General features: G+C 68.5%; 13 protein-coding genes and 1 pseudogene. 9 read left to right on the top strand and 5 right to left on the bottom strand.

Features of this window, described 5'->3' with window-relative positions; all coding sequences use genetic code 11:
* The first annotated feature begins 53 nt into the window (after nucleotides 1–53).
* On the top strand, nucleotides 54–812 hold the full coding sequence (rph, locus tag SMD14_RS12500) for a ribonuclease PH (protein WP_157241850.1): 759 nt from the start codon (nucleotides 54–56) through the stop codon (nucleotides 810–812).
* Nucleotides 809–1,483 (top strand): RdgB/HAM1 family non-canonical purine NTP pyrophosphatase, encoded by a 675-nt coding sequence (gene rdgB, locus SMD14_RS12495; RefSeq protein ID WP_321213838.1) that lies wholly within the window; start codon nucleotides 809–811, stop codon nucleotides 1,481–1,483. Before rph ends, rdgB begins: the two co-directional genes overlap by 4 nt.
* Nucleotides 1,484–1,578: 95 nt before the next feature.
* Here rdgB and SMD14_RS12490 read toward each other — a convergent pair whose 3' ends face one another.
* A complete protein-coding gene (locus SMD14_RS12490; RefSeq protein ID WP_157243098.1) occupies nucleotides 1,579–2,355 on the bottom strand; it encodes a VTT domain-containing protein in 777 nt (258 codons plus the stop codon).
* Between the two features lie 82 nt (nucleotides 2,356–2,437).
* Between SMD14_RS12490 and SMD14_RS12485 the strand changes: the two genes are divergently transcribed.
* Both SMD14_RS12485 and SMD14_RS12480 read left to right on the top strand, forming a co-directional pair.
* Nucleotides 2,438–3,448, top strand: a complete 1,011-nt coding sequence (locus SMD14_RS12485; protein ID WP_321213837.1) for an exonuclease domain-containing protein — start codon at nucleotides 2,438–2,440, stop codon at nucleotides 3,446–3,448.
* Nucleotides 3,449–3,515: 67 nt separating this feature from the next.
* Nucleotides 3,516–3,995 carry a DUF4395 domain-containing protein gene (locus tag SMD14_RS12480; protein WP_157241851.1) on the top strand — a complete coding sequence of 160 codons (480 nt, stop codon included), beginning with the start codon at nucleotides 3,516–3,518 and terminating at the stop codon, nucleotides 3,993–3,995.
* Here SMD14_RS12480 and SMD14_RS12475 read toward each other — a convergent pair.
* Nucleotides 3,976–5,097, bottom strand: a complete 1,122-nt coding sequence (locus tag SMD14_RS12475) for an ADP-ribosylglycohydrolase family protein (protein ID WP_321213836.1) — start codon at nucleotides 5,095–5,097, stop codon at nucleotides 3,976–3,978. The genes SMD14_RS12480 and SMD14_RS12475 overlap by 20 nt on opposite strands.
* 159 nt (nucleotides 5,098–5,256) lie before the next feature.
* Between SMD14_RS12475 and SMD14_RS12470 the strand changes: the two genes are divergently transcribed.
* The 4 genes and pseudogenes from SMD14_RS12470 (at nucleotide 5,257) to SMD14_RS12455 (ending at nucleotide 12,005) form a co-directional block, all read left to right on the top strand.
* Nucleotides 5,257–6,195: an aquaporin gene (locus tag SMD14_RS12470; RefSeq protein ID WP_157241853.1), complete on the top strand. Its 939-nt coding sequence runs from the start codon at nucleotides 5,257–5,259 to the stop codon at nucleotides 6,193–6,195.
* 56 nt (nucleotides 6,196–6,251) lie between these two features.
* Entirely contained in the window at nucleotides 6,252–7,436 is a 1,185-nt protein-coding gene (locus SMD14_RS12465; protein ID WP_157241854.1) for an exonuclease SbcCD subunit D, read from the top strand.
* Entirely contained in the window at nucleotides 7,433–10,501 is a 3,069-nt protein-coding gene (locus SMD14_RS12460) for an AAA family ATPase (RefSeq protein WP_157241855.1), read from the top strand. Before SMD14_RS12465 ends, SMD14_RS12460 begins: the two co-directional genes overlap by 4 nt.
* Nucleotides 10,502–10,599: 98 nt before the next feature.
* Nucleotides 10,600–12,005 (top strand): annotated as a pseudogene (locus SMD14_RS12455) (MFS transporter).
* Here the strand turns inward: SMD14_RS12455 and SMD14_RS12450 are convergent.
* Nucleotides 12,002–12,736: an IclR family transcriptional regulator gene (locus tag SMD14_RS12450; protein ID WP_197432489.1), complete on the bottom strand. Its 735-nt coding sequence runs from the start codon at nucleotides 12,734–12,736 to the stop codon at nucleotides 12,002–12,004. The pseudogene SMD14_RS12455 and the gene SMD14_RS12450 overlap by 4 nt on opposite strands.
* A gap of 290 nt (nucleotides 12,737–13,026) precedes the next feature.
* Here SMD14_RS12450 and SMD14_RS12445 point away from each other — a divergent pair, with 290 nt between their 5' ends.
* Nucleotides 13,027–14,358 carry an MFS transporter gene (locus SMD14_RS12445; RefSeq protein ID WP_157241858.1) on the top strand — a complete coding sequence of 444 codons (1,332 nt, stop codon included), beginning with the start codon at nucleotides 13,027–13,029 and terminating at the stop codon, nucleotides 14,356–14,358.
* A 131-nt stretch (nucleotides 14,359–14,489) separates the two neighbouring features.
* On the opposite strand, the gene SMD14_RS12440 is transcribed toward SMD14_RS12445, so the two are convergent.
* The gene (locus SMD14_RS12440; RefSeq protein WP_157241859.1) at nucleotides 14,490–15,137 is read right to left on the bottom strand and encodes a phosphoribosyltransferase; all 648 of its coding nucleotides are present in this window, start codon (nucleotides 15,135–15,137) and stop codon (nucleotides 14,490–14,492) included.
* A gap of 19 nt (nucleotides 15,138–15,156) precedes the next feature.
* On the bottom strand, nucleotides 15,157–15,984 hold the full coding sequence (locus SMD14_RS12435) for an alpha/beta fold hydrolase (RefSeq protein WP_321213835.1): 828 nt from the start codon (nucleotides 15,982–15,984) through the stop codon (nucleotides 15,157–15,159).
* Nucleotides 15,985–16,034 lie beyond the last annotated feature (50 nt).

Below are 16,034 nucleotides of genomic sequence, written 5' to 3'. Positions count from 1 at the left end.
GCCCCGAAGCAGGGCCAGGCGTCGGCAGCACCTGCAGTGGATAAGCTAAAGGCATGACTTCTGAAGCAACTGCAGTGCCCATCGTGCGCGCCGACGGCCGCGCTCCCGACCAGCTCCGGCCCATCAGCATCACGCGCGGATGGTCTTCCCAGGCCGAAGGATCGGCCCTGATCGAGTTCGGCAACACCCGGGTCCTGTGCACCGCCTCCCTGACCGCGGGCGTCCCGCGCTGGCTCAAGGGTGAGGGCCGCGGCTGGGTCACCGCCGAGTACGCCATGCTGCCGAGGGCCACCAACACCCGCTCCGACCGCGAATCGGTCAAGGGCAAGATCGGCGGCCGCACCCACGAGATCTCACGGCTGATCGGCCGTTCGCTCCGCTCGATCATCGACACCAAGGCCCTCGGTGAGAACACCATCGTGCTGGACTGCGACGTCCTCCAGGCCGACGGCGGAACCCGCACGGCAGCCATCACCGGCGCCTACGTTGCGCTCGCTGATTCCATCCGCTTCGCCCGGGACAACAAGCTGATCGCAAAGAACGCCCAGCCCCTCATCGACACCATCGCCGCGGTGTCCGTGGGCATCATCGACGGCGTTCCCATGCTGGACCTGCCGTACGTGGAGGACGTCCGGGCCGAAACAGACATGAACGTGGTGGTCACCGGGTCCGGCAAGTTCGTGGAGGTGCAGGGCACGGCTGAGGGCGCACCCTTTGACAGGGCAGAACTGGACCAGCTCCTGGACCTTGCCCTGCTGGGCACCACGCAGCTCGCGGCCATCCAGCGCGAAACCCTGGCAGACACGCTGTGAGCGCGGCCGCCGCCGCCCCGTGGCAAGGTGCTGCCCCCCGCCTGGTCCTCGCCACGCACAACAAGGGCAAACTCCGGGAACTGCGTGAGCTGCTGCGGGGACAGGTGCCCGGGCTCGACGTCGACACGCAGGTGGTGGACGCAGCGGCTGCAGGTGCCCCGGACGTCGTCGAAACAGGCGTGACGTTCGCCGAGAATTCGCTGCTCAAGGCGCGCGCTGTCGCCGAGGCCACCGGCCTGGTGGCCATCGCCGACGACTCCGGCCTCGCCGTGGACGTCATGGGCGGAGCACCCGGGATTTTCTCAGCCCGGTGGGCCGGCAGCCATGGCGACGACGCCGCCAATCTCCGGCTCCTGCTCAGCCAGCTCTCGGACGTTCCGGACCACCATCGGGGCGCCGCCTTCGTCTGCGCGGCGGCCCTCGCGGTCCCGGACGCGGACGGCACCCCCGGACGCGAGGTAGTGGAATACGGGCAACTCGAAGGGATCCTGCTGCGCGAGCCGCGGGGGAACGGCGGCTTCGGCTACGATCCGGTACTCCAGCCCGCGGGGGAGGACCGCAGCTGTGCCGAGCTGTCCGCCGAGGAAAAGAACGCCATCAGCCACCGGGGCAAGGCGTTCCGCGCGCTGCTGCCCGCCATCGTCGAGGCCCTGCAGGCGCCGAAGTCCTGACGCCCGCCGGTGGACGGCTGGCTGGGCAAACAAAAAAGGTGTGCACCCCGCCGGAGCGGGGGCACACCTTTTGCGTAGGATCCCTGGCCGGCTTCCTAGGGCAGGCGCGGCGTCTTCTGCTCGTCCTCGGGGGCGTGCTCTTCGATGAACTCGTCCACCGGATCGGTGCCGTAGGCCTTCGCCTGCCGCTTGGCGGAGATGCCGCGGAGGACCTCCACTCCGATGGGGAGGACCGAAACCAGGACGATGGCGATGAAGATGATGTCCAGGTTCTCGCGGACCCACGGCACGCGGTCACCCAGCAGGTAGCCCAGGAGCGTCACGCCGCCGCCCCAGAGCACTGCACCGATGACGTTGAAGAGGAAGAACTTCTTTTTGCTCATCTGGGCCACGCCCACGATGACGGGAACGAAAGTCCTGATGATGGGGACGAAACGGGCCAGGATCAGTGCCTTACCGCCGTGCTTTTCGAAGAACGCGTGGGCGTTTTCCACGTTCTCGCGCTTGAAGAGGCGTGAGTTTGGCTTGTTGAAGATGGCGGGGCCGGCCTTTGAACCGATGAGGTAGCCGGTCTGGTTTCCCACGATGGCCGAGATGATGATCAGCAGCGCGAACAGCAGCACGTTGAACTTGATGGTGTCCGTGGCCACCAGCAGTCCGGCGGTGAACAGCATGGAATCACCCGGCAGGAAGAAGCCAACCAGCAGGCCGGTTTCCGCGAAGACGATTCCGCAGACCAGCAGGACCACCCAAGGTGCCAGGGCGGGATCGGCCAGGAAGACCTGGGGGTTCAGCCAGTCGGGCAGGAAGGAGGCCAGCTGGGGCTGCACCGGTCCTGCCCCGCCCAGCATGGACACGGCGAGGTCATTCATCACAGGAAAGTTCACCTCTCAAGGGTACTTGACAGAGCTGTGCCTGCACGGAGGGGCGGCATTCCGGCGGTAAGGTTGGGCCGTGGGTTTGGACTTTACGGCGATCGACTTTGAAACTGCGAACGGCTTTCGGGGCTCTCCCTGCGCGGTGGGCCTGACCAAGGTCAGGGGCGGCCGGATCGTCGAGGAAGCTTCGTGGCTCATGCGGCCGCCGCAGGACCACGACCACTTTGACTACCACAACGTCCGGATCCACGGCATCCGGGCCGAGGACGTTGCAGGCAAGCCCCGCTTCGGGGACCTCTTCCCCGAGATCGGGGCCTTCATCGGCGACGACATCCTCGCGGCGCACAATGCTGCCTTCGACCTGGGCGTGATCCGTTCCGGCCTGGAGGTCTCGGGCCTGCCGGGGCCCGCTTACGACTATGTCTGCACCGTGATGCTCTCCCGGCGGTGCTATTCCCTGGTGTCCAACTCCCTGCCGTTCGCCGCGGAGGAAGCCGGCGTTCCCCTGGTGAACCATCACGACGCCGCCGAGGACGCGCGGGCGTGCGCGGGGATCCTGATCGACATAGCCCGCAGGAACCAGGCCAACAGCATCGCCGAACTCTACCTCTCCCTGGGACTGGTGATGCCCCGGCAACAGGCTTTCCACCCCGCGACGGATGCGCTCTCCAAACCGAGCCTGGCCGCCCTCTCGGCTGCGTCCGGCAGCACTGCTGCGCCGCTCCGGCCCTTCCAGGCGGGCTGGCCGGAGGAGGGCGCCAACCCGCTGCCCAACCCCGACGCCGAGCCCGGCCATCCCCTGTACGGGCAGACCGTCGTCTTCACCGGGCAGCTGTCCATGGGGCGCCCGGAGGCGAAAAGGCGCTCTGCGGACGTCGGCGCCCGGCCCGAAAGCCGCGTAACCGGACGCACCACGGTCCTGGTGGTGGGCGACGGCTTTGTCGCCGCAGACCTTCGGTCCGGCAGGCTGACGGGCAAGGCCCGCCGGGTCCTGGAACTCCATGAGCGGGGGCAGGCCATCGAGGTGCTCTCCGAAGGGGAGTTCCTGCAGATGGTGGGCGGTTTCGCGGCCGCGGGCATCGCCTGAGGTGCCCGCCGGTTCATCCGGCGCAACAAACCTTGGTTGCGGGACAGACCGCTCCTAGCCTTGGCTCATGAGTTCCGTGTTCGCCTTCCCGAATCCCGTCAATGAGTACGCCGCACGCGTGACCGCGGGCCTGGTTGTGCTGCTCGCGGTTGTGACGGCAGCGAGCGGCTCAGTGTGGGGCCTGCTGGCCATCGCCGTCGGGTTCTGGCTGCGCGTGCTGTTCGGGCCGAGGGTTTCGCCGCTGGCGCTCTTGTCCGTGAAGGTCATCACGCCGCGGCTGGGACGGGTGAAGCTGGTCCCCGGACCGCCAAAGCGCTTCGCGCAGGGGATTGGGGCCGCAGTGTCCACCACCGCCCTGGTCCTGTTCGTGGCCGGGGCAGCGCCCGCAGCATGGGCAGCACTGGGCATCCTGGTCGTCGCGGCGTCACTTGAGGCTTTTGCAGGCTTTTGCCTGGGGTGCGTGATCTTCGGGTTCCTGCAGCGGAACGGACTGATTCCGGAGGACGTCTGCGAGGCGTGCAACAACATCAGCCTTCGGCGGTCGTAACCCCCACCAGCAGATCGGCCATGCCGCGGACCGCCTCGGGCGCTTCCAGCGATCCGAGCCAGTCTGCGGGCAGGCACTCCTCGCCGTAGAAGGCCCCCAGGATATTCCCGGCCAGCGAACCGGTGGAATCGCTGTTCCCGCCGTGGTTCACCGCCAATGCCAGCGCCGCCCGGAAGTGCCGGACGGGCAGCGTGCCTGCGCCGGCGTCGTCCGTGCCCTGGTTGTCCCCGCCCGTACCGCCTGTGCCTGGCGCAGTGGCAAGCACCGCGTAAAGCGCGACGGCGAGTGCTTCCGCCGCGGTCCGGCCTTCCCCCAGTGCCTCCGTGAGTTCCTCCGGGCTGACTACGCCCTTGCCCGCGAGCCGGAGGGCGTAGTCCAGGCGGTCGGGCAGTTCCGGTGCCACCTCGTTGAGCGAACGGGAGCGGGCGGCCACTGCGGCAGCCGCCTCGTGGAGCCCTTCGCCCGTGACGAGCCGGTGGATCAGCAGGCTGAAGATTCCGGCACTCTGGCGCGCCGCCGGGTGCCCGTGCGTCAGGGAGGCGGCGTCTGCACTCAGCTTATAGACGGCGTCGGGCGTGATGTGCGGGACCAGCCCGAACGGCGCCGACCGCACCACCGTTCCGCAGCCCTTCGACACCGGATTTACCGGGCGGAAGACAGTCCCCATCTCACCCGTGGCCAGCCCGGAGATGGACGCCTTGTCCGGACGCCGGCGCTCGTGGAGCACTGCCTGGCGGTCGATCCACCGCGGCTGGGGTGCGGGGGCCGCCGCAGGGGCAGACTCTCCCTGCGTGGCCAGCCACCGGAGGTACGCGAGCCACAGGCAGGCGTTGACGTCCGCGCCCACCCCGGAATTCGCCCACTCAAGTGCCTCCACCAGTCCGTCAACCGTGTAAAGGGTCAGCTGGGTCTCGTCCGAAAAGGGGCTCCCGGACAGCTCATGGAAACCGGTAAGGCCGTGCCCGCCGAACCGGCGCCGGATCTCCTCCATCGAGTCCGTGCCGACGGCATAGCCCAGGGCATCGCCCAACGCGCCGCCCAGCAGGCAGCCGTGGATGCGTGATCTCAGTGCGGGCGCGGACGGGCCGGGTTCAATGCTCATGCTGCAAATTTACCGCGGCAGCGGCCGGCTTCCTGACGGGTGCCGGCCATCGCCGTCCGGGTCAACGCGCGGGCGCGGCAAACGCCCGGAAGCAGCTGGAATAATGGAGGGGTTGCCCGGCGGCCGCACCGCCATCTCCTGCCTACCAAAGGGTCCACCATGAGCACCCCCGCCCTTGACCATCACGACGCCTTGCTGCCCCGCGGTCCGGAGGCCTCACGCCCCGGACTGCTGCCCAGGCTGGGGGCCGAGGCCTTCGGCACGCTGTTCATCGTGGTGGCCGGCCTCGGTGTTCCGCTGTTCACCATCCCGGACTCCAGCCCCCTCCCTGCGGCGCTTGCAGCCGGCCTGGCCGTGACCGCCGCGATGCTCGCCTTCTCGCACGTTTCGGGCGGCCACTTCAACCCGGCCATCACCGTGGGGCACCTCCTGGCCGGACGGATCCGGGCCGGCGCCGCAGCCGCCTATGCCGGTGCCCAGCTGGCCGGTGGACTGGCTGGTGCCCTCGCCCTCTTCGGAATCCTGCGCACCCTCCCGGGGATTGCGGACAGCCGCACCGCTTTCGACACCGTCACGGCCGGCTTTGGCGAACACTCCATCATCCAGGCGCCGCTCGCTGCGGTGCTGCTCCTTGAAATGCTCGGCGCCGCAATCGTTGTTGCGGTCTTCCTGGGGACGTCCGGCAGGGACAATTCGCAGGACGGCGGCGGCCGGTCCGCCGCTGCCGTGGCGGTCGGCCTGTCCTTTGCGGTCCTCCTGCAGCTGGGCCAGTCGGTGGGCAACCTGCCGTTTAATCCTGCCCGCGCAGTCTCGTCCGCCCTTTTCAGCTCGGGCTGGGCTGCCGGGCAGCTGTGGGTTTTCCTGGCTGCCCCGGTGGTGGGCGCTGCCCTTGCGGGACTGGTGTTCCGGAGCTTCGGAGCGGCCGCTGGCGGACGCCGGCCGGCTGTCAGCGCGGTCCCCGGGACGCAGGGCGCAGACGTGTCCCCGCCCGCAGTGCCCGCCGTTTCCGGTGCGGACGGACGCCCCGATCCACGCACGGACAAGCCCGGGCCGGGGACCAGCGAAGCCCAGGACTTCTTTGAAGGAACGCGGGGCTGATCCCGGTGCCCGCGGCGGTTGCCGTCGCTGTCAGTGGCAGCCGATAGCTTAGGAACATGCGGTTACTACACACTTCGGACTGGCATTTGGGCCGGTCTTTCCACGGCGTCGGGATGCTGGACGCCCAGCGCGCCTTCGTTGACCAGCTGGTCGGTGCCGTCAAGCAGCACGGCGTGGACGTTGTCCTGGTGGCGGGGGACGTCTATGACCGCGCCCTTCCCGGCGTGGACGTGGTACGCCTGCTTGACGAGGCCCTGGTGCGCCTGACCGCTGCCGGCGCCAAGGTGGTGCTGACCAGCGGCAACCATGATTCCGCCATCCGCCTGGGCTTTGCGTCCCGGCTCCTGGAACGCGGGGGAGTGCACCTCCGCACCAGGATCGAGGACCTGGACGAACCGCTGCTGCTGCCGCTGGGGGACGCGGCTGCCGGGGAAGGTGGCAAGGCCGTGCTGGCCATCTACGGCATTCCGTGGCTCGAACCCCGGCTCGTCGCCGAACAACTCGGTGCGGACACCCCCAGCCACTTTGAAGTTACCCGGGCCGCAACAGGGATGATCCGCGAGGACATCAAGCGGCGTTCAGCATCGGCCACCGTTCATTCCGTGGTCCTGGCCCACACCTTCGCCAGCGGGGGGATCAGCTCGGACAGCGAGCGGGACCTCAGCATCGGCGGCGTCGGGGCCGTACCGCTGGACCTCTTCGAGGGCTTCAGCTACGCCGCACTGGGGCACCTGCACGGACGCCAAACCCTGTCGCCCCAGGTGAGGTATTCGGGCTCGCCGCTCGCTTACTCCTTTTCGGAAGCCACCCACCAGAAAGGCGGCTGGCTCGTGGACCTCGGCGCGGACGGAGTCACCTCAGTGCGGGAAGTCCTGTGGCCGGCGCCGCGCGCACTGGCCGTGCTGCGCGGGCCCCTGGCTGAGCTGCTGGAATCGCCCGCGCACCAGTGGGCCGAAACCGCCTACTGCCAGGTCACCCTGACCGACGCCCAGCGGCCCGCCCGAGCCATGGAGCGGCTCCGTTCCCGGTTCCCGGACACCCTGGTCCTTGGTTTCGATCCGGAGGGCGGAGCCCAGGCCGCCGCCTCAAGCTACAGCAGCAGGCTGGCCGAGGCGCCGGACGACCTGGCGGTGTGCTGCGGCTTCCTGGAACATGTGCGCGGCAGGGAACCCGATGCGGCCGAAAAAGCCGCGGTGGCTGCTGCCCTGGAGAACGTCCGGCTCCTGGAGGCTTCACGATGAGGATCCACCGCCTCCTGATCTCCGCGTTCGGGCCCTTTGCCGGTACCGAGGAGATTGACTTCGACAGGCTCAGCGCCCATGGCCTTTTCCTGCTCAACGGCCCAACAGGCGCAGGAAAGACCAGCGTCCTGGATGCCATCTGCTTTGCCCTGTACGGCTCCGTTCCCGGGGCCCGCCAGGACGGGAAAAGGCTCCGCAGCGACCATGCGGAACCGGCGCAGGAGCCTGCCGTCACCTGTGAGTTCTCGGCCCAGGGCCGCCGCTTCGAAGTGACGCGGTCCCCGGCCTGGGACAAGCCGAGCGCCCGGGGGAAGAACGGCTTCACCACGCAGCAGGCCAAGACGCTGCTGCGTGAACGCGTCAGCGGAACCTGGACGGAAAAGTCCGCCCGCAATGATGAGGCAGGCGCAGAGATTCTGGCCCTGCTTGGCATGGACCGGGAGCAGTTCACCCGGGTGGTGATGCTGCCCCAGGGCGACTTCGCCGCTTTCCTCCGTTCCAAGGCCACCGACCGGCTGGAACTTCTGCAGAAGCTTTTTGGTACCGAGCGGTTCGAATCGGTGGAGCAGGAACTGGCCCGCCAGGCGCAGGCAGCCAAGGAGGAAGTCTCCCTCCTCGCCGGCCAGCTCGAAATCCTGGCGGCGCGGGCGGAGTCGGAGACGGCCCCCCTGGGGCTGGACGGGGCCGGCGCTCCATCCCCGGATGATGCGGTGGCCCGGCTTGAATGGCTTGAAAGCGCGGTAAACGGGCGGCTGGCGGAACTCACGGGCCAAGCGGAACGGGCGGAAGCCGCAAGCACCGAATGCAGGGACGCCGTGGAAGCGGAAGCAGCGCGCGGGGAGCGGCGCCGCAAACTCGATTCCGCCGCGGCCCGGAAAGCGGCCGTGGACCAGGGGGCGCAGTTGCTGGAGGAACAGCTCCTCCGGCTGGCCCGGCACCGGAAAGCCGAGGTCCTGCACGGGCAGCTGCTGAACGTTGATGCAGGTGTCGCGAAGGTCCGGCGGGCCGCTACTGCCGTGGAGTCCGCCTTTACGTTGCTCAGCATGGCCGCAGGGGAAGACCCCGAGTTGTCCCAGCTGGAGTTGGGAATTGGCGCGGTCCCGCCTGCGGACGGGGCAGGAGCCGCTGCCGGCTGCGCCGCCGAACTGGGGCGCCTGCGTTCGCTCCTTGCCGTCGTGGAGGCCCGGGTGCCGGACGAGGACAGGCTGCTGGGCCTCCGGAAGCGCCACAGCGGGCTGGTGAAAAAGCAGGAAGAACTCGCCGCCGTCCTCGTGCAGGCGGGGAGCCGCTCCGAAGAACTCCAGGCCGAGCGGCGCCGCCTCCAGGACGGGCTGCAGGATCTCGAGCAGCGAGCGGGTGCCGAGGCCCTGCGGCGGAAGGAAGCCGCGGCCGCGGAGGAGCTGCTCGACGTCGTCAGGCGCTATGGCGGGGCCGTTGCTGTCCGGGACCAGGTCAAAGTCCGGTACGACGGGTTCCGGGACAGCCAGCTGGAAGCAAAACGCCACTGGCTGGACCTCAGGGAAGAGAGGCTCGCAAACGCGGCTGCTGAGCTGGCCGCCAAGCTGGTACCGGGCGAACACTGTGCCGTCTGTGGCAGCACCGATCATCCCGCCCCCGCCGCAGGCGGTCCGGGTGGTCCAGGGCTCGCGCAGGAGGAGGAGGAAGCGCGGCGTGTCCACGAGGCGGCGGAGGCCGCCTGTGCCGTGGTTGCCCATGAACTGGCAGAAGCCAGCCAATTGGTGGCCGTCCTGGCGGGCCAGGGCGGGGAAACAGCCGCGGAAGAGGCCGAAAACGGCGCGGTCCGCGCGCGCCTGGCAGCTGCCGAGGCAGAGGCCGCGGTCAAGGAACTCAGCGCTGTCCGGTTGCGGCTCGAGAAGCTTGAGGCCGCTGTCGAAGCAGCACAAAAATCGAGGACGGACGCAGAAGCCGAGCTTGCCCGGACTGTGGCCTCGCTGGCCGATGTGACCGAACAGTCCGCCGCCCTTGACCAGGCACTGGCCGGGCTCAGGGGAAGCCACCGGAGCCTGGCCCAGCGGTTGCGCGCGCTGGAAAACGCAGTGGCAGTCCTCAATAAGGCGGTTGAAGCACAGGCCCAGCTGGAACAGGCGGAGGCCCAGGCCGCCGAGGCGCGGGAGCAGCTGGAACAGGCTCTTCCTGCCGCCGGCTTCGCAACCGCCGGCGAGGCCCGGGAACAGCTGCTTGAGGCCGCCGAGGCAACTGCCCTCCAGGCCAGCGTGCGGGCCGCCCAGGACGAGCAGGCAAAGGTAGCGGAACTGTTCGTTTCAGCGGATGTTGTGCTGGCACTGGAAGAAAAGTCGGCCGGTTACGAAGTGGACCCGGCGCGGCTTGCGGGGTTCCGGGAAGCTGCGGCCACCGCAGTGCAGGAAGCCCGGGACGCGGACCTTGCTGCCGGCATGGCGTCCAGGTGCCTGGCCTCGCTCCGGGGTATCCGGGCCGAGTACAGCGATCTGGCAGGATCGGCGCGGCAGCCTGCCGAGCGGGCACAGATGCTCGCGGGCCTGGCGGATGCCGCAGCAGGCCGGGGCGAGAACACATACCGGATGAGCCTGAATAGCTATGTCCTGGCCGCCCGCCTGGAGCAGGTGGCCCTGGCGGCCTCGGAGCGGCTGGTGGCCATGAGCGATGGCCGGTACCTGCTCCAGCACACTGATGCCAAGGCCGCGCGCGGCGCAAAGTCGGGGCTTGGCCTGGAGGTAGTGGACCAGTGGACCGGGTTCCGCCGGGACACCTCCACGCTGTCCGGAGGCGAGTCGTTCATGGCCTCCCTGTCCCTGGCGCTCGGGTTGGCGGACGTGGTCCAGCAGGAGGCCGGCGGAGTGGAGATCGAAACCCTGTTCGTGGACGAAGGGTTCGGCAGCCTGGATGAGCAGTCCCTCGAACAGGTGATGGACGCCCTTGAAGGCCTCCGGGACGGCGGCCGCGTGGTGGGGCTTGTCAGCCACGTGGCAGAGATGAAGCAGCGGATCGGCGCCCAGCTCCAAGTACTGAAAGGCCGGAACGGATCGACGCTGCGGATCTCCGACGCGGTGGATGCTCCCGTGTGACAGCGGCGGCGGTCTCGGGAGCCGGATATAATTGGACAGTTACCGGGTTGCGCGCATCGGGAGGAGGGACGGTGTGCACAACATGAACGAGCCCGGAATTGACTTCATCCACCTCACCTGACAGCCCGCAAGTAACTGTCCCTGCCGGCCAGCCGTCGCCTTCCCCTGCACCCGCCCACGTCCCTGAGCCGCCTGGCGCCGCCAACCAGCCAGCTGCCAACCCGACGTCCGCCAACCCGGCTCTCGGCGGCAGCCGCTTCGCCCGGCTGCCCCGTCTTGCCGGCCGCAGCTTTATTCCGCTGGGCCGTTTGCGCGGCTTCCGCTGGCCATGCTGACAGTCGGGACACTCACGCTGGTTACGTCAGCCAGCGGTTCCTACGCACTGGGCGGGACGGCTGCCGGTGCGGTCGGGATCGGTTCGGCATTGGGCGCTCCGGCCTTGGGAGCCTTGGCCGACCGGCGCGGACAACGTCCCGTGCTGTTGATCGCGTCCCTCCTTAATACCGCGGCAGTGGTGGCCCTGATGCTTGCGGTGTGGGCCATGGGGGAGTTCGGCGGTGTCACTGCGGCGGTGCTGGCGTCCGCCTTCGTGTCCGGTGCAAGCTGTCCGCAGGTCGGACCGCTGGCCAGGGTGCGGTGGATGGCCCTGGCCTCACGGGGGCCGGCCGCGGACAGGGCGAAGGACCTGCACACTGCCCTTTCCTACGAAAGCACCGCGGACGAGGTGACTTTTGTCCTTGGGCCGGCCCTGGTGGGAATCCTGGCCAGCCTGCTGGCGCCCTGGCTGCCCCTTGCCCTTGCGGCGGCCATGACCATCACCTTCGTTCCGGCCTTCGCGGTGCACCGCACCCATCGTGCCGTTCCGGTCATCAGGGCTGCTCCGGCGGGCAGCGCGGCCCGGACCGCCGCGGACCGGCGTTCGCAGGGTGCAGGAACCGCTGCCGGGCGCCTCCCGGCAGCGGTGGCCCTGCCGGTGTTTGCCATGGTGTGCATGGGAACGTTCTTTGGCTCGACGCAGGCCGCCCTGAGCTCGTTTTCGGGATTGTTTGGAGGCTCGGAGGTTGCCGGCCTGCTGTACGCCTCGATGGGCCTGAGCTCGGCCGCGGCGGCATTGTCGGTTGCCTACTGGCCGCAGGCCTTCAGCCTGTCCGGGCGGTGGGCGCTTTGCGCCGGGCTGATGGCCGCGCTGGCCCTGCTCCTGCTGCTGCCGTCCTCGATGCCCGGGATGGTGGCGGCGCTGCTGGTCCTGGGCCTCCCGGTGGGGCCGGTCATGGTCACGGTCTTTGGCGTCGGCGGTGCCGTCGCTCCGGCTGGCCGGCTCGGCACCGTAATGACGGCGCTGGCCAGCGGCATCGTGGCCGGCACTGCCCTTGGCTCGTCCTTGGGCGGCCAGCTGGCCGAACTGCACGGCTACGCAGCGGCGTTTGTTGTCCCGGTCTGTGCCGCAGCGGTCCTGGCACTCCTGGGTGCCGCGTCCGGCGTTGTTCTTCGCCGCAGGCCCTAAGCCAGTTGCCGCTCGATCCTGGCGGCGCTCTCCACCAGAGCCGCGCCCACCGTCGCGGGGTCATGGGATGAGCGGATATAGACGACGGCGAGGGCGGCCGGGCGGCTGCCGGGTACCCGGACGGGCGCAGCCAGGGACGATACGCCGGCGATGACCTCGTCGTGGCTGGCCGAGTATCCGGCGCGGCGGGCCTCGGCGGCCTCGGGGCGGTAGGGGATTCCCGTGGCCAGCCGGTCCCATTCGGCCTCGGTGAGCGCCGACTGGATGGCGATGCCCGGGGCGCCGGCGTTGACGGGATGGCGGGTGCCGGGGTGCTGGGCCACAGTGGCGCCCGAGTGCCTGGGTTCCACCGTGAGCAGGGTGATGCAGTCGTGGTGGTCCCACACGGCCACGAACGCCGTCATATCCAGGGTATTGGCGAGTTGCGTCAGCTCCGGAAGGGCTGCCGCCTGCAGGTTGCGCGAAACCCCGCGTGCCAGGACAGCCAGCCCCGGCCCCGGCTGGACCCGCCCGGCGTCGTCCCGCACCAGCAGCGAGTGGTCCTCCAGGGTCCGGAGGATGCGGTACGCCACCGACCGGTGCACGCCCATCGCGTCCGCCAGTTCCGCAATGGTCAGCGGGCCGGGCGCTGCCGCGAGGATCTCCAGGGCGCGGATTCCCCGGGACAGGGTTTGCGACGCGGACGCCTGGGCCGGCGCTGCTCCGGCCGGCGCTGCAGCGGTGGGATTCATGGTGACCATCCTAGGTGGCAGGTTCCGGCAGGGGGTGCCGGGGATCCGGCCAGGCGCGCGGTGTCCTCAATTCGAAAGGGCAATTCAAATATAGAACTGGGTGATCGCGGAGCCCAAACGTCAGGTCGGCTTTCCTGCAGGTTCCCGCAGTTCAACCGGCTGCGCATAAAAGTTTGCGCGGGCCGTGTTGTGCCTCACATTTTCGTAGTACCCTACTAACTAACTGACCGTTCTGTCGGTAATCCTGATGGCGTCCCGGCAGCGCTGCTGCCTTGAACAATGGAGTTTCAATGACCACACCTTCCAAGGTGGACACACTCGCCGGTCCCAGCACCCGGCGGGAGGAACGCAAGGTCCTCGCCGGCACCCTCGTCGGAACCACCATCGAGTGGTACGACTTCTTCATTTTTGCCCAGTTGACCGCAACGCTGCTGTCGCCGCTGTTCCTGGCACCGCTGAACCAGTCCAACCCCGGGCTGGCACAGATCCTCTCATTCGCCCTGATCGGCATCAGCTTCCTCTTCCGGCCCCTCGGCGCCGTGGTGGCCGGCCACCTGGGCGACCGCCTGGGCCGCAAGGCGATGCTGGTCTTCACCCTGGTGATGATGGGTGCAGCCACCGCCCTGATCGGCATGCTGCCCACCTACGCCCAGATCGGCGCCTGGGCACCTGTGCTGCTGATCACGCTCCGCATCATCCAGGGCTTCTCAGCCGGCGGCGAGTGGGGCGGCGCGGCGTTGATGGCCGTTGAACACGCGCCCCTGAACAAGCGCGGCCTCTTCGGTGCCTACCCGCAGATCGGCGTGCCCATCGGCATGATCCTGGCCACAGGCCTGCTCTTCTTCCTCAACACCAGCATGTCCAAGGAGGACTTCGCGGCCTGGGGCTGGCGCGTGCCGTTCCTGCTCTCCATCGTCCTTATCGTGGTGGGCTACCTGATCCGGCGGGCGGTGGCCGAAAGCCCCGTCTTCCGGGAGATGGCTGCCCGGAAGCAGGAAAGCAAGGCCCCGCTGGGCGAGCTGGTCCGCAGCCACAAGAAGCCGGTCCTGTACTCCACCATGATCTTCATCGGGAACAATGCGGCCGGCTACCTGCTGATTGCCTTCTTCATCGCCTACGCCACCAGGACCTTGAAGATGCCTACCGCGGAGGTGCTGCTGGCCACCACCCTGGCCTCCTTCGGCTGGCTGATCTTCACCCTTGCAGGCGGCTGGCTCTCGGACCGCATCGGCCGGGTCAAGACCTTCCTGACGGGCTACGCCATCATCTTCGCCTGGATGATCCCGATGTTCGCACTCATCGACACCAAGAACATCTGGTTCTACGGCCTGGCGCTGTTTGTCCTCACCATCGGGCTTGGGCTGTCCTACGGGCCCATGTCAGCAATGTACGCCGAGATGTTCCCCGCGAATGTGCGGTACTCCGGGATTTCCATCGGCTACGCTTTCGGCGCCATCCTGGGCGGGGCATTCGCGGCGACCATCGCTGAAACGCTGCTGCAGTCCACCAAGTGGACCGGATCCATTGGCATCTACATCATGGTCCTGTGCGTCATCTCCGCCATTGGTGTGGTTCTGGCCAAGGAAACCAAGGGGCGGCCGCTCGGCGTCAGCCACCACTAATCCCACCACCGCCCAGTGCAGGACGACGGCGGGCCGGACCATGGCGGTCCGGCCCGCTTCGCCGTCTGGGCCGCCTGTGCCGTGCCGGTTCGTCTCCTTTGCCATACTGCGAAAGGACATGGCCTGCTGTGTTACTGCTCCAGGATGCTGATCGCATCGTCGTCCGACAACTGCTCAAAGTGCCGGTAGAAACTGCCGACCGCGCGGAACTTTCCGGGCAGGTGCAGGCACAGGACGGCGTCGCATGCGCGCTCCACGGAGGCCTCTGCCTCAATGGAGCCGACCGGGGCAGCCGCCACGACGGTTGCCGCGCCGCCGTCGCGCACTGCCTCCACTGCTGCGCGCATGGTGGCTCCCGTCGCCAGGCCGTCATCGACCAGGAGGACGGTCTTTCCGGCGAGGTCGAGGTCCACGCCCGGATAGAGCTCCGCGCGGCGGAGCAGCTCGGCGCGTTCCCGCTGCTCCACGGCGTCGAGCCATTCCTGGCGGACGCCGTGTTCAAGGACGCGGTCCAGCAGGGGCTTGTTGACCAGCCGGACTGTTCGGCCGTGGACCCAGGCCAGGGCGCCGTAGGCTGTTTCTTCATGGCCGGGAATTCCGAGCTTCCGGACCAGGACGGTTCCGAGTGGAAGATGGAGGGCCTTTGCCACCGCGGCTGCCACGGGGATTCCCCCGCGGGCCAAGCCAAGCACAAGGGTGTCGGGCCGCTCCCGGAACTGCGGAAGGATGGCCGCAAGGCGTTCGCCGGCGTCCGTACGGTCTTCGAAGAACGTGCGCATCAGTCCCTCCGCGAAAAGGCTAGACGGCCAGAAAGGAAATGGCAGCCTGCTTGAAGGCCCTGCTCGTCACAGCGTTCGTATGGTTCCTGCCGGGCAGGATAAGCTGCTCGGCCATGGAACCGGCCTTCCGCGCCAGTTCTTCAAGCTGCGGCAGGCTGGCGGCCCGTTCGTCCATTTCCCCCGCCACCAGGAGCATCGGCACGTGGGGAACTGCCTCTGCGGGGTCGTACGGCTCGGCCTTGATGGCCTCCACCAGGGAGAGCAGCGCGAAGATGTTGTTGCTGGGCAGCAGGAGTGCCATCTTGAGCAGCCGGGCCGTGGACTCGTCGGCTATGGGTGTGCCGTCGGCAAGGTAATCCTGCGCGGCGCGAAGGTCGAACTCGGCCAGCGGATCAGAAATGTTGGGGCCGCCAAGGACAAGGCGGTGGGTGATTTCCGGCTGGGTGGCGCCGAATTCCCAGGCGAGCCTGGAGCCCAGCGAGTAGCCCACAATGTCGAGGCCGCTGGAAGGGTCACCCTCCTGCAAAGGCCGCACGCCGGCGTCGAACGCTGTTTGAAGCAGGTCTGCGCGGATCCTGCTGGGGGAGTAGGAGTCCCGGTCCTCCGGGGCGCCGCTGCGGCCGTGGCCGGGCAGGTCCACCGTGATAACCCGCCGGCCGGCGTCCAGCAGCGCGGACACCCACCCGGTGTCCTCCCAGTTGAGCTTGCTGGAGGAGGAGAACCCGTGCACCAGCAGGACCGGGCGGAACCCGGCATCAACCGCAGGATCATGCACCGCCACGTAGAGTTGCGGGTCCGTGCCTTCCACGGTGTGCGTGTGCTGTTGGCCGGTGTGCCTGCCGCTCATGGTGTCAGTCCTCATCAAGTACGGCGCCCAGGCGGACCCGGCGCTTCGGA

The sequence above is a fragment of the Pseudarthrobacter oxydans genome, from assembly GCF_034258515.1.
In the GTDB taxonomy this organism is placed as follows: Bacteria; Actinomycetota; Actinomycetes; order Actinomycetales; family Micrococcaceae; genus Arthrobacter.
Note: the sequence above shows the minus strand (reverse complement) of the source record. Positions and strands in the feature narration are given on the sequence as shown.